Below are 13,284 nucleotides of genomic sequence, written 5' to 3' on the forward strand. Positions count from 1 at the left end.
TTCATGGCGGGCAGGATGCCCAACCCCTACTCCCCACAAGAGTTTTATTTTTTTTAACATACAGTTAAAATGGAGAACAGCTTATGTTGTCTAATAGGAATTCAGACTACGAATTATTACTGCAACGAGCGATCGCGATCGCAGCCAAAGCACATGAGGAGCAGGTTGATAAGGCAGGTAATCCCTATCTCGATCATCCGCTATTTGTGATGGAAAATGTAACTTCTCTAGAGCAGAAAATCGTAGCGGTTCTCCACGATGCAGTCGAAGATTCTGAACTTACACTTGAGCAACTTAGAAGCGAAGATTTTCCTGAAGTTATCGTCTCGGCGATCGCGGCGATTACCAAAATAGAAGGAGAAGCTTATGCAGCTTATTTAGAACGTGTGATTGCCAACCCGATCGCACTGCGAGTCAAAATCGCTGATGTTACTCATAACCTCGATATTCGTCGCATCGCCAATCCGACAGAGGCAGATTTTCAACGCATGGCAAAATACAAAAAAGTCCTCAGTCAGTTGCGTGCCGCCTTAAAGTAATTATTAACCGCAGATATCCGCTTTCATCCGCGTGCATCTGCGGTTAAAAAAAAACCAAATCTAAGCCATCACCATTCCCCCATCCACATTAAAAACCTGCCCCGTAATATAAGCCGCCGCCGCATCCGCCGCCAAAAACTTCACCATCCCCGCAACTTCCTCAACTTCCCCATATCTCCCCAGGGGAATGTACTTCAAAATCTCATCAGACTTGACATCTTTTGTCATATCTGTAGTGATAAAACCCGGTGCAACAGCATTCACAGTAATCCCGCGACTCGCCAACTCCTTAGCCACAGTTTTAGTAAAACCAATTACCCCAGCCTTCGCCGCACTGTAATTAGCTTGTCCGGGATTGCCCATTTGTCCGGCCACCGAAGCAATATTAATAATTCGACCGCTGCGCTGTTTCAGCATGATTTTACTCGCAGCTTTCGCGCACAAAAACACGCCGGTTAAATTCAAATCAATCACAGCTTGCCAATCTTCCAGCTTCATCCGCAACAGCAAAGTATCGCGGGTGATGCCTGCATTGTTCACCAAAATGTCAATCCGTCCCCATTTTTCCATGACATTACTGATGAGTGCATCCACTCGGTCAGTTTTCGAGACATCTCCTGAAAGTGCGACAGCTTCTCCGCCAGCAGCGATAATTTCTGCTACCACCTCATCAGCAGCAGCGCTGGAACTGGCATAGTTGACGGCGACTTTAGCGCCTTCTGCGGCTAGGGCTAAAGCAACGGCGCGGCCGATTCCCCGCGATGCACCGGTGACGACAGCAACTTGACCCCGCAATCTCTGATATGTCTCTGGTAATAATTCCATAATTGTATCCTCGCAATCTACCAGAGAATTTTGCACTAAAATCGAGCCAGAACCAAAAAAATTATTTTGTCCTATGGCAGTTCAAAAACAGTTCAGCAGTTTTGAGGAGTTACTATCGGGCTCCGATTTGCCCGTGTTGGTAGATTTTTACGCTACTTGGTGCGGGCCTTGTCAGATGATGGTACCGATTTTGGAGCAAGTCAGCGGTCAGACGAAAGAGAAGCTGATGGTGGTCAAAATCGATACGGATAAGTACGAACAGTTGGCGTCGCAGCATCACATTTATGCTTTGCCGACTTTGGTACTGTTCAAAAATGGTGCTGAGGTCGATCGCATTGAGGGAGTGATGCAAGCGGCGCAGTTGCTCGATCGACTGCAACCTCACTTGTAACATCAGCCAATTATCTCACACCTAGGGTGCGTCAACTAATATCTGATTAATTATAAATAAGATAATCCTAGTTGACGCACCTTACTCATGAAAACTCCCAGCCACGCAATTATCAATCTCGCCATTCTCGGTAGAGCCCAGCATTCTGAGTTGAATTTACTCATCGTTACGGGCGGAATTTTACCCGACATCCCGATATTTTTATTTTACTTTTGGGCGAAATACATTGCTCGTTTGCCGGAAGCTACAATTTGGTCAACAGCCTATTACGAGCCTTTTGTCCAGAATATTGTGGCGCTGTTTCATTCAATTCCCCTCGCGGTTATTGGTTGGGTAATTGCTGATTACTTCGGCTGGCAAAGCGTGCAAATTCTGTTTCTCAGCATGATACTGCACTCTCTGGGAGATTTGCCAGTCCACAATGACGACGCTCACCGACACTTTTTTCCGTTCAGCAATTACCGTTTTATCAGTCCGATTTCCTATTGGGATAGAAAGCATTACGGGTCAATTGTTTCTGTGGTGGAAATGTTGTTAGTGCTGCTGTCTACTTTCCGCGTTTTTGGTTTTGTTCACTCTTATATTGGTAAAGGATTGTTGATTTTGGTGAATGGTTTTTATTTAATTGGAGCGGTGTCTTTTTACCTTCGTTCTTTAGTTTCTAGTTCTTAATTATGCTGCAATTGCTTACTTAGATCGAATCCGGTAGCATCGTCCTGTATTCATCTCTCTATTCTCTCTCTGTGCCCTCTGCGCCAAGAGCGGTTAAATCATTCCGATTTAATTGGAAACGATATTACGGGACGATCGAGATTGTATTTGCCTAATTAATGGCGATCGTACCAGGCATCTCTAACACTATGTAAATTTGTATAACAATAATTAACATTTCTGCCTCAACAGCTTGACATAAACAATTTTATTATGGTGAGATACTAAGAATCACAAGTTACTGTATCGCTTGTTCGCATCGGGAGCATCTCATATTTGTAAAAAGACTTCTTTTGACTCCTTCTTTCTTCCTCTTTCCTCCTGTCTCCTGTCTCCTGCCTCCTACCTCCAATTTCTAGCTTGGCTGCAAAAGTGAGATGCTCCCGTTCGCATCTTATGAAATTTTCCAATAAATCTCCCTTCAACAGTCAAGAGCCATTCCCTATCGGTGAAACGACCTTAATACCTGAATTTGACATAAACACCGACAACTCACTCAATCCTCAAGCCCTTAGCAGCCCTATCCCAGAACCAGCACTCCCCGAACTTACAGACAGTTCTAACAATAACCCCGAAGACACCGCAATCTCCTCCAAATCCATCAATTTTAGCCCCAAATTAAAGAATTTCAGTTTTACCCCCCCCCGTAAAAAAATCGCCTGAGTTCGACACTCTCACTGGCGAACCTGCAAACGAAAGACAAATCGACTACTTCGGTAAAGAGCCTATTTTTGCGGAAAGACGCGCATCTCAACTCGCTCCAACTGCCGCCAATCCCAAAAATCCTCCACTGATTGAAAGTGCCGAAGTCAAATTCAAAGACGCAAACAATCAACCTTTTGAGAATAATCTACCAGTTTTGTTTCTGACGGGGAGCAACGTTTTAGCAGACAACTTTGGCGACCCAAAAGGTAGCCAATTCAGCGATTTAGTGGTAAAATTTTATGTTGGCAGCCAAGCTTATGAAGGCACAATATTAACTAACCTCAGTAGCGAATTAGCAGACAATCAATTTGAAGTAGCCGTCAGAGTTCCCGACACCGTACCCTTGGGCGATTCCCGGATCGTCCTGGGCCGCAAACAGAACGAAAAAGTCAGCCCAAATCCGGCAGAACCAGCAACAGAAGTTCTCTACAACAGCAATTCCTACCGGCTGGAAAACACTACAGAATACGTGTTTGCAGCGCAGTGGACGGCAGATAAAATTGCCCTCCTCAACGCTTCTAATCCAGAATCTGTTGTGGCGACAACTAGCAGCAGCGACTTGCTAATTGGTAACATTGCTGTAGGTACGGACGATCGGCTAGATAGAGCCAGAGATTTGACTGTAACTAGCGACGGTTCTCGCGTGTACGTGCCTCTGGAAGCTTCCGGTAGAGTCGCTTTAGTCGATCCGATAACCCGACAGCAGGTAGATACTAAAGCGGATGTAGCTGGCTTAAACCCGATCGATTTACCTAGCGGTGCATCGCCTCGTTCTATTGTACTTGATTCCCGCGACCAATACGCTTACATTGCTGACGGGAAAACTGGTGGCAATTCCATCTACGTTCTCGATATCAACCCTTTCTCCTCCAAGTACCACCAAGTTACCCAAACTATCACAGTTGGTGCAGCACCTAGCGGTTTGCGACAGATGGCAATTAGCAGCGACGGAAAGAAGCTATTTGTTACCGCACCCAATGGGGTAAACAGCCGCATTTACGTTGTGAATATTGACCCCAAAGACCGCCCCAACGACCCAAGTCAGAACCCTCAAAAGTGGAATCAATTAATCGGATCTGTAACAGCCGATGAAGGCGTAGAAGGCGTAGCTTCTACCGTCGATCCGCTGAAGATGACGTTCACAAACAGCGGGAAAGATAGCAAAGGATTTGGGGTACTAGATATTACTAATAATGACCCGGTAAGTTTTGCTGCTACTACTCGCTATGCAAGTTTAGGGTTGGGTTCCGACTTTGATTATTTCGATGTGAATGAAGGAGTTTCGGTAACAGTTTTACCGGATGCTAGTTATGCGTTTGTTGTGGGTCGCAATAACGATCCGAAATTTTTCGGTCAGGAAATACCCAGCGTAGATGGAGACCCGCGGGCCGGGAGCAATATCGGCATTATCAAAGACCCGCTGACTAATCCGCAATTAGTAGCAGCAACTCGACCAATTCCCGACGGATTGACTACTGATTTAGTGCTTTCTAGTGACAGCAAGTACCTCTATGCTTCCTATCCCAATTTGAGCGGTGCGAATGGCAAGGTGTATGTTTTTGACACTGAAGAATTCGTCAAAACAGTGACAAACCCCGCTCAATTTCAAATTGATGCTAAAGGTCGGGGTGTCGGGCTGCCTTTGTTCGACAGCACTACAGCACGAAATGCTACGGTTGCTGACCTTTCCACAGTGCCAATTGATAATATTAACCCAGCGGTTAGTGTTGCTGCTGACTTCCAGATTCTGATTGATGCAAACAACCAGTATACTTACGGCGTGCCACCTGGTAGCAAGCGAGCTCCCGTTGCTGCGACTAACTCTCGCGGTTTGGCGGCGACACCGCTGGATTGGTTGGATTTAACTGGGCCAGGGGATAGTTCAAATGACTTGACTCCTACTTTAGAATGGGAATTTGACGAATTGCCGAGTGAAAATGTAGAAGAAGTTAACCTCTTCCTCAGCGTATTCGATGAAGGTGAAGGACTGCTGCCGTGGGATGAAGTTGTCGATTTACCAGACCCGAATGGCAACGAATTTCTGTTCAATCAAGGATTGAGCAAACCAGAACAGTTGGACTTATTGACAAAACCTTGGAATACTTCTTTTTACCGCAGCCAAGAGAACGACTTCAACCCCAACCGAATTCTAACTGCAACTTGGCAAAGAGATGATGACGGCATTGGCAAGTGGACTTTGGATGGCGGTCAAACATTTATTGAAGGTACAAATACCAGCTTCACGCTACCTGACAACCTCACTTTGACAGCGGGTCAGGAGTACAACTGGGCCGTTGAAGCTTGGAATAAAAATGGCAGCCGGAACATAGAGTTTGGCGATTTTTGGACGCCAATATTGACCGAGCCCGATGATGGTAATGATGTCTTCCCCAGCGTAACTGTGCTGACTCATGGCTTCAAGCCTCCCTTTAGTGCTCCCTTTTTTGATAACCCTGGAATTCCTTCAGAGTTTTACCAACTGGGCAATAGTATTGCCAATGCAGGTGCTGAGGACAACGGTTTGATGATGAGGTACGACCTCGCTACTGGTTATTGGGTTCCTGTCAACAAATATGGAGCGGTTGCGCCAGATTTCCCAGCAGGTGAGAATCCAGAAGACGACGCCGACTATCTCACCAAGTTGGAGAGTTACATAGCTCCGTACCTTGACAACAATCAACCGTTAGTGCTGCTGAATGACTGGTCGAACAATAATGAATCGGCAGCTCCTGATTCAGGTTTTAGCGAAGCAGTGGCAGATACTTTCTTTGCTTCCCTCGTGCAGTTAGACCAACTGTTCATTGATGAAAATAGCACGGCAAAACAAGGAGCAATTTTCAACTCACCGCTGCATTTTGTTGGTTTCAGTCGGGGAACAGTTGTTAACAGCGAAATTATTCAGCGTTTGGGGACTCATTTTCCTGAAGCTGGTGGCAAAGAAAACTCTGATATTCGCGACCTTCAGATGACAACTTTAGACCCTCACGATTTCGACCAACCGGGGCTAAATGTGGTGACAGATAATTTCGGCGATTTCCGCGAACCGAAGGTTCAGGTGTGGAAAAATGTCACTTTTGCGGATAATTACTATCAGACAGTACCGGATTTATCAGGAGGTACGGTTTCGCCTGCGGGTCGGGATATTCCGAATCTTCCGTCTACTGAGGATGGAAAAACAGCTCCCGGACTTCAGTTTCCGCGAGAAGGTTGGAGGTCAGAAAATCCCGATCCAGATGCTCCGCTGTTAGGAGAACCGGATTTGTCGGTTTTCCTGGGAACCAATAGCAATAACCCAGATTATAATGACAGCCGTGCTGGGTTTACCAAGGAAACAGATCCTACTGTTGGTATTGCCGGCAGGGGAGCCGTACACGGACGTGTTTTGAGTTGGTATGGAGGAACATCTGACTTGTTTCCAACTAACTTCCCCTTCGATGAAGACTTAGATGTTAATCCTATTTTCCGCCGGCGCGGTGATGGGTATCGCGAACCTTTGTTCGATAAGGACTTTTCATTTGGCGGTACTGTTTTGACAGGCCCGGCTCGCGTTAGCCCTTGGTATACGCCGGAACACAGTTTTGAACATGGTGTTGATGCTGCTCCTTGGGAGGGAATTGGTACGGGGTGGTTTTATTCGGTTTTGGGCGGCGGTTCGGAGTTGCGTCCCCAAACGAATGTAGAGCGCATCCCGGTAGATTTTGACAATACTTATGATGCCAGGATGCGGGGAGATGGTGCGGTTCCCACTCTGTTTAACGGCAATTTTGATGCGGTTTTCAATCCGCAGGGACTGAATCGGACTATCTTTTCTGATGCGATTCCTGGTTGGTCTTTGCATAATGGTGAAACGTCACCGAGTGTAACTACAAGCAACCTTGTTGATGTGAATCAGCTATCTGCAACGGAGGCTCCGGCTTTGCACGCAGAACTGGATCGAATTGGAGTCGATCGCGCTCAACCAAATTATGCTCTGAAGCTAGAATCGGGTAAAAGTATTACCCACAACCGTTTTGTCGTGCCTGAGTGGGGGAATTTACGATTTGACCTCCATGTTCCCGAAACAGAACTGGTGGATCGAGATCGACGCAGAACAGTTTTGGTCACTTTGTCAGCAGCAGATGGAAGTCCTTTAGGCGTTTCATCATCGATCAACTTGAGGCGAGCGAATCGTACAAGAGGTGCATATTTAGCAGATACACAAAGGATTGATTATGGAATTCAAGGGTTTGAGACTTTCCAAGTAGAGGTGCCTGACAATTTGCGCGGTCAAGTAGCAACTCTGAAGTTTGAAGTTGTTGGTGGCGGTAATGTTTACTTAGATAATGTATTTTTCAAAAGCCAACATCTACTGTTTGGAAATCCCTCAGATGCCAGGAACACAACTGATCTTGCTATTGCGGAGCGCAATAACTATTTGCTAGAGAAAGCACAGTTTGCCACTGCTTATGATGACAGCAGTAAAACTCCTAAATGGGTAAGTTGGCAACTGAATCAAAAGTGGCTGGGTAGTGTTGCGCGCTCAAATCTCAGATTTATCGAAGATCAAAGTATTCCTGAAACTTGGGGTCGGGTCAAAAATGAGGACTACAGCAACAGTTTGTATTCAAGGGGTCATATGCTACCTTCGTCTCAGCGAACTAATAGTGAAAAGGACAACATAGCGACTTTTTTGATGACGAATGTAGTTCCACAGCATCAAGATAACAACGATCTCAGCCTAGATGAAAATCCGCAAAGTCCAGCATGGACGAGTTTTGATGATTTGCTTGCATCCACTACTAATATTGACTCAAAAGAGCTTTATGTTGTCGCTGGGGGTTATGAAAGCAATCTAAATCCTCAACGTATAAGCCATAGAGCAAGACCCAGCAGATTAACAAATCCCCAGATTCTTACAAGCAAAGGAATCAATATTCCTGGTTGGACTTGGAAGGTCGTACTGGATTTAGAGCAACCAGGACTGAATCCTGCTAATGTCACAATTGCTAACACTACAACTTACGGCATTTTGACACCCAACGAGGTTGAACCAGCTCACGTCCCAACTAATCCAAATGGATCGGTAGATGCGAATGGAGATTTCCCACTTCCAGTTCCTCACCCATTCAATACTTTGTTGGGGTTAAGTCTTCCAGACATACAAAACAAAGCTGCTTGGAGAAATTGGCAAACATGGCAACTGACTGTTAACCAAATTGAGGAGTTGACTGAGCTTGACTTCTTCTCAAATATTCCAGACGAGATAGAGGAAATAATCGAATCATAAGGCTGAGCGTCTAGACATCAAACAAATTAGCCTGGAAAGCTTGCTTAGCATACCAGGCTATTGACTTTTAATAAAGTCTATGAGTTGAAGATGATTTGACTTTTTCTTATATCAAATCAATCTTAGACCGTGCGAATGAGATAATCAAAGTATATCCTACCATCTCCAATACCCTTTTCCAGCAAAACCGATCTATCAATCCCTTTAGGAGCAATCGTCATTCCTAATAGTACCATCAGGCATAATGGTATTGCAGAAAATCACACGACCTTCTCCGGTGGCTGCAAATTCTGCACCCATTAGATTGGCTCTAGTCAGGTTAGTATCAATCAATCGCGTACAATGCAGGTTGGCTTCTCTCAAGTCGGCATCAACCAGTTCGCCTCCCAGTTCGGCATAATCTAAGATAGCGTCCCTCAAATCGGCAGCAATCAATATAGTACCCAATAGGATAGCAGATTCAAGGTTCGTACTACTCAAATTAGCACCGCTGAGATTAACAAAACTCAAATCGGCTCTAGTCAAGTTAGCACCGCTGAGATTGATACCACTCAACTCATTCTGACCTGGTGGGAGGTCTCTAATATCACCCACGTCAGCAACGTTTAAATCAGCATGACTTAAATCAACTCCAGAGAAATCCCTCTCTCCCGCAGCGTAACGTCTATATAGTTCTTCAACGTCCATAGCTTTCTTGTTCAAGCTGTTTATACTTTGATAGTAGCGCGATTACTTCTACTTTTTATCAATAAATATATCAAGCTGTGCGAGAGGTTGAACCCGATCGCATACCAAGTAATCCAGATGGCTCAGAATCAATACAACTGTCCTAAAATCTCTACTCTCAAATCTAAAAACGCTAACTGCGCCGAATATTAAAACAACACCAATCTTGGCGCTTCCACAAAGTAGCCACAATCCAACCGTGCTGTTCGAGAGTATCGGCAATTGGCTTAGCTTGGTCGAGCAAAATGCCGCTGAGCACGGCCCATGTACTCGGTTTGCTAATCGCGGTGAACTGCGGGATTAAATCTATGATTACTTCTGCTAAAATGTTGCACATCAAACCGTCGATCGGCTCATCGATCATTTCTTTCAAGCGATCGACCGTTCCGAGTTCTGCGATTAACTGCTGCGGGTTAACGCGGTTAAGCTGTCGGTTGCTAATGGTCGATCGCACTGCCAAAGGATCGGTATCCAAAGCATAAACCTTTGTAGCGCCCAACAACACCGCGCCGATCGACAAAATACCCGATCCGCAGCCAATATCCGCAACGATGCACTCTTTGTCATCAAAACCGATACGCATTTCCAGCGACTCCAGACAAAGCTGAGTCGTAGCGTGAGCACCCGTACCGAAAGCCACACCGGGATCTAAACGCAAAATGACGCGATCGGTATCAGTCGGCGCCGGCAGCCATGCGGGATTAATTAAAAAGCGATCGCCCACTTCTTGAGGCTGCCAGTGCTGCTTCCAAGTGCTGCCCCAATCCTCCTCTTCAATCAAATTCCACTGCATCGCAGGTAGGGGCAAACCTGCACACAGAGCATCTTGTCGCAGCCACAGAGACAGGGCAGCCAAATCCAGCAATCGGGCTTGTTCTTCGGGCAAATAAGCCGACATCAGGCAGGAATTGCTTTTGATCTGAGTGGCTGTTCCCCGACACTTAAATTGTTCCAAACGCCAAAAGATGATATCTTCCAGCGCCGGATCGCAAATAATTCTAATTTCCCACCAGCTATGTGCCATAACAATTTTAGATTTTAGATTTTAGATTTTAGATTGGCCCGTCAGGAATTGGCAACTGGGAACTGGGTAGTGAAGAATCAGGATTGACTAATAGAAACAATTCAGCTTTCTGGCTTTTTTACCAATAACTAATTACTCATTACCAATTATCAGTCCTTGTATCCAAAATCTAAAATCCTTAATACTTCAAAGATTTACCGTGGAACGATTTTATATTTTAGATTGGCAGCTTCTAAAATCCTTAATCCTTCAAAGATTTACCGTGCAATGATTTTAGATTAAGGATTCTTCGACTTCGCGAACGAACAAGTTTTAGCTTTTAGATTGGCATTCACTAAAATCCTTAATCCTTCAAAGAATTACCGTCTAACGATTTGAGATTAAGGATTTTAGATTTTCAACTTCGCAAGCGAACAAGTTTGAGATTTTAGATTTAAAATCCTTAACCCTTTAAAGATTTACCCTGTAACGATTTTAGATTTTAGACTTGAGATTTAAAATCCTTAATCCTTTAAAGATTTACCCTGTAACGATTTTAGATTAAGGATTTTAGATGTCAATCTAAAATCCTTAATCTAAAATTCTTTAAAGATTCACCGTGTAAGCATCCCGAATTCCCGGAACTTTGAGAATCTCGGCCAATATGCCCTCTGGTAGAGGGTCATCCAGGCTCAAAACCATCACCGCATCGCCTCGCACGATTTTACGGCCCACTTGCATACTGGCAATATTGACATTAAAACTGCCCAATTGGGAACCAATTTTGCCAATAATCCCCGGCATATCGCGGTGCAGGGTAAACAGCATATGGTTAGTCGGGGAAACGTTGACTGGGAAATCGTCAACGCTGGTAATCCGAATTTCGCTTTCGCCGAGGACTGCACCCGTGACTGTGTGTTCGCCCAGAGTTCCCTTGGCCGAGAGGCGCAGAGAGCCAGTGTAGTCGCGAATCGAGGCGTCTCTGGTTTCGACGACGCGGATGCCGCGTTCTTTGGCTTCAATGCTGGCGTTGACGTAGTTAACGCGCTCTCGCAGGGCTTGGGAGAGCAGGCCTTTGAGGGAGGCGACGACTACGGGCTGGCTTTGGTTGTTGGCGAGTTCGCCTTGGAGTTGAACGTTGAGGTAATCGACTCGGCCTCCGGCTAGCTGGCTGACGAGGTTGCCTAGGGTTTCGGCGAGTTGCAGGTAGGGTTTGAGTTTTTCGATCGAGTCTGGGTAAATACCGGGTATGTTAACAGCCGATCGCGCCGGGAGTCCCAACAACACATCGCGAATTTGTTCGGCAACATCGATCGCCACATTCACCTGAGCTTCCGCCGTCGAAGCGCCCAAGTGAGGTGTCAGCACGATGTTTTGGCCGACACTCCGCAGCGGGGAATCGGCTTCGAGGGGTTCGTGTTCGTAAACGTCGATCGCTGCGCCGGCGATCTGGCCTGATTTTATAGCTTCTGCGAGGGCTGCTTCGTCGATGATGCCACCTCTAGCGCAGTTAATTATCCTGGCCGTGGGCTTCATTTTCGACAGCACTTCAGCGTTAATTAAGTGCAGGGTTTCCGGCGTTTTGGGGATGTGCAGGGTGATGTAGTCAGATTCGCGCATCAGCAATTCTAGTTCTACCAAACGGCAGCCCAACTGATCGGCTCGTTCGGTGGAAATGAAGGGATCGTAGGCGAGCAGTTTCATGCCCATTGCTTTGGCTGCGGCGGCGAGGTGGGAGCCGATTTTGCCCAAACCGACGATGCCGAGGGTTTTTTTGTAAACTTCTACGCCGATAAAGCGGTTGCGTTCCCATTTACCGCTTTTGACGGAGGCGTTGGCTTCCGGGATGTGGCGGGACATCGAGAGCATCATGGCGATCGCGTGTTCGGCAGCGGCGATCGTGTTGCCTTCGGGGGAGTTGACGACTACAATTCCTTTGCGGGTAGCGGCGGGTACATCGACATTATCTACGCCGACTCCGGCTCTACCGATGATTTTGAGTAGATTTCCGGCTTCAATGATTTCTTTGGTAACTTGGGTGCCAGAGCGGATCATTAAAGCGTCGTAATCTGGAATAATTTTAACCAGTTCGGCGGCGGAAAGTCCTGTGTTTACGTCAACTTGCGCGACTTGGGAGAGGATGTCAATTCCGGCTTGGTCGATCGGATCGGATACTAGAACTTTAGGCATAGCAAGCAATCGAGTGCAATAGTAAAAATAGGCCGAGCGTTGGCGAGCTCAAAGTTGAGACTTATGACTTAGAGCCGTATCTGACAGATCAGCTCAAGCTTGCCTTTGTGCAGTTTGAATTGTATCTGTATTCGGTCATGGTCGGTCATTTTTGCGGGAAATATTTTAGCTTTGGGGGCGATCGTCCTGGGCCGACCTCTGGAAAACGCCCAATTGCTTAGCTAGCAAGTCTTTTCAGGCTATAATAAATTCCGGGTATCCGAACCTAACTATCAGGAATTGTTGTCAATGAATTATCTTATCGCCGTACTGCCCGATCGAATGCAAGCCGAAGCGGCCTACTGCGCCCTCGAAAAAGAAGGCTTACCGATGAAGCAAGTAAGCATTTTGGGCCGCGGCTACAAAACTGCCGATGAATTTGGTTTGATAGATCCCAACCAGCAAGCAAATAAACAAGCGAAACTCATGGCTATTTGGCTGATACCGTTTGGCTTTATTGCCGGCGTTACTTTCAGCTTGATGACTGAGTTGAAAACTTTTGCTTGGGCGGGCGAAATTGGCGATCACCTCATCGGTGGAGTGCTAGGTGCCATCGGCGGCGGGATGGGCAGCGTATTTGTCGGCGGTGCCGGAGGAATGGCCTTTGGTAGCGGCGATGCTTTACCCTACCGCAACCGTTTGAATGCGGGCAAATTTTTGATTGCTGTTAAGGGTACTGACGTTTTAACCGACAAAGCAGCTAATATTTTGCGATCGTTTGAACCGGAAAATATGCAAGGTTATACAGCAGAGACTTAGTTGGCAGTTGGCAGTTGGCAGTTGGCAGTTGGTTGTTGGTTGTTGGTTGTTGGTTGTTGGTAGGGCGGTGCCAAGAGTGCCCGCTCTTTTAGTTGGTTGTTGGTTGTTGGCAGTTGGTTGTTGACATTCA

Annotated in this window: 9 protein-coding genes; 5 read left to right on the plus strand and 4 right to left on the minus strand. The window is 46.3% G+C overall.

Annotated elements, in window-relative coordinates; translation table 11 throughout:
- The first annotated feature begins 83 nt into the window (after nucleotides 1-83).
- On the plus strand, nucleotides 84-539 hold the full coding sequence (locus QUA97_RS07550; protein WP_194068244.1) for an HD domain-containing protein: 456 nt from the start codon (nucleotides 84-86) through the stop codon (nucleotides 537-539).
- Between the two features lie 60 nt (nucleotides 540-599).
- Here QUA97_RS07550 and fabG read toward each other — a convergent pair whose 3' ends face one another.
- Nucleotides 600-1,364 carry a 3-oxoacyl-[acyl-carrier-protein] reductase gene (fabG, locus tag QUA97_RS07555; protein WP_194068245.1) on the minus strand — a complete coding sequence of 255 codons (765 nt, stop codon included), beginning with the start codon at nucleotides 1,362-1,364 and terminating at the stop codon, nucleotides 600-602.
- A 73-nt stretch (nucleotides 1,365-1,437) separates the two neighbouring features.
- On the opposite strand from fabG, the gene trxA reads away from it, so the two are divergent.
- The 3 genes from trxA to QUA97_RS07570 all read left to right on the plus strand — a co-directional run bounded on the left by trxA (nucleotide 1,438) and on the right by QUA97_RS07570 (nucleotide 8,437).
- Nucleotides 1,438-1,755 (plus strand): thioredoxin, encoded by a 318-nt coding sequence (gene trxA / locus QUA97_RS07560; RefSeq protein WP_194068246.1) that lies wholly within the window; start codon nucleotides 1,438-1,440, stop codon nucleotides 1,753-1,755.
- An 87-nt stretch (nucleotides 1,756-1,842) separates the two neighbouring features.
- Nucleotides 1,843-2,427: a hypothetical protein gene (locus QUA97_RS07565; RefSeq protein WP_194068247.1), complete on the plus strand. Its 585-nt coding sequence runs from the start codon at nucleotides 1,843-1,845 to the stop codon at nucleotides 2,425-2,427.
- Nucleotides 2,428-3,325: 898 nt separating this feature from the next.
- Entirely contained in the window at nucleotides 3,326-8,437 is a 5,112-nt protein-coding gene (locus QUA97_RS07570; RefSeq protein WP_333194212.1) for a DNA/RNA non-specific endonuclease, read from the plus strand.
- Between the two features lie 204 nt (nucleotides 8,438-8,641).
- Here the strand turns inward: QUA97_RS07570 and QUA97_RS07575 are convergent, their stop codons facing one another.
- From QUA97_RS07575 to serA, 3 genes are all read right to left on the minus strand, one after another.
- Nucleotides 8,642-9,124 carry a pentapeptide repeat-containing protein gene (locus QUA97_RS07575; protein ID WP_333194214.1) on the minus strand — a complete coding sequence of 161 codons (483 nt, stop codon included), beginning with the start codon at nucleotides 9,122-9,124 and terminating at the stop codon, nucleotides 8,642-8,644.
- A gap of 172 nt (nucleotides 9,125-9,296) precedes the next feature.
- Nucleotides 9,297-10,187 carry a 50S ribosomal protein L11 methyltransferase gene (gene prmA / locus QUA97_RS07580; protein WP_333194216.1) on the minus strand — a complete coding sequence of 297 codons (891 nt, stop codon included), beginning with the start codon at nucleotides 10,185-10,187 and terminating at the stop codon, nucleotides 9,297-9,299.
- 585 nt (nucleotides 10,188-10,772) lie between these two features.
- On the minus strand, nucleotides 10,773-12,356 hold the full coding sequence (gene serA, locus QUA97_RS07585; RefSeq protein ID WP_194068250.1) for a phosphoglycerate dehydrogenase: 1,584 nt from the start codon (nucleotides 12,354-12,356) through the stop codon (nucleotides 10,773-10,775).
- 288 nt (nucleotides 12,357-12,644) lie between these two features.
- Here serA and QUA97_RS07590 point away from each other — a divergent pair, with 288 nt between their 5' ends.
- Nucleotides 12,645-13,154 (plus strand): hypothetical protein, encoded by a 510-nt coding sequence (locus tag QUA97_RS07590; RefSeq protein ID WP_194068251.1) that lies wholly within the window; start codon nucleotides 12,645-12,647, stop codon nucleotides 13,152-13,154.
- Nucleotides 13,155-13,284: the final 130 nt, after the last annotated feature.

This window comes from Microcoleus sp. CZ3-B2 (genome assembly GCF_036705055.1).
In the GTDB taxonomy this organism is placed as follows: domain Bacteria; phylum Cyanobacteriota; class Cyanobacteriia; order Cyanobacteriales; family Microcoleaceae; genus Microcoleus.

Bases quoted from the DNA above. Each gene is read 5' to 3' on its own strand.
- fabG (WP_194068245.1), bottom strand. From the start codon at position 1,364: ATGGAATTATTACCAGAGACATATCAGAGATTGCGGGGTCAAGTTGCT.
- prmA (WP_333194216.1), bottom strand. From the start codon at position 10,187: ATGGCACATAGCTGGTGGGAAATTAGAATTATTTGCGATCCGGCGCTG.
- QUA97_RS07550 (WP_194068244.1), top strand. From the start codon at position 84: ATGTTGTCTAATAGGAATTCAGACTACGAATTATTACTGCAACGAGCG.
- QUA97_RS07590 (WP_194068251.1), top strand. From the start codon at position 12,645: ATGAATTATCTTATCGCCGTACTGCCCGATCGAATGCAAGCCGAAGCG.
- QUA97_RS07565 (WP_194068247.1), top strand. From the start codon at position 1,843: ATGAAAACTCCCAGCCACGCAATTATCAATCTCGCCATTCTCGGTAGA.
- serA (WP_194068250.1), bottom strand. From the start codon at position 12,356: ATGCCTAAAGTTCTAGTATCCGATCCGATCGACCAAGCCGGAATTGAC.
- QUA97_RS07575 (WP_333194214.1), bottom strand. From the start codon at position 9,124: ATGGACGTTGAAGAACTATATAGACGTTACGCTGCGGGAGAGAGGGAT.
- trxA (WP_194068246.1), top strand. From the start codon at position 1,438: ATGGCAGTTCAAAAACAGTTCAGCAGTTTTGAGGAGTTACTATCGGGC.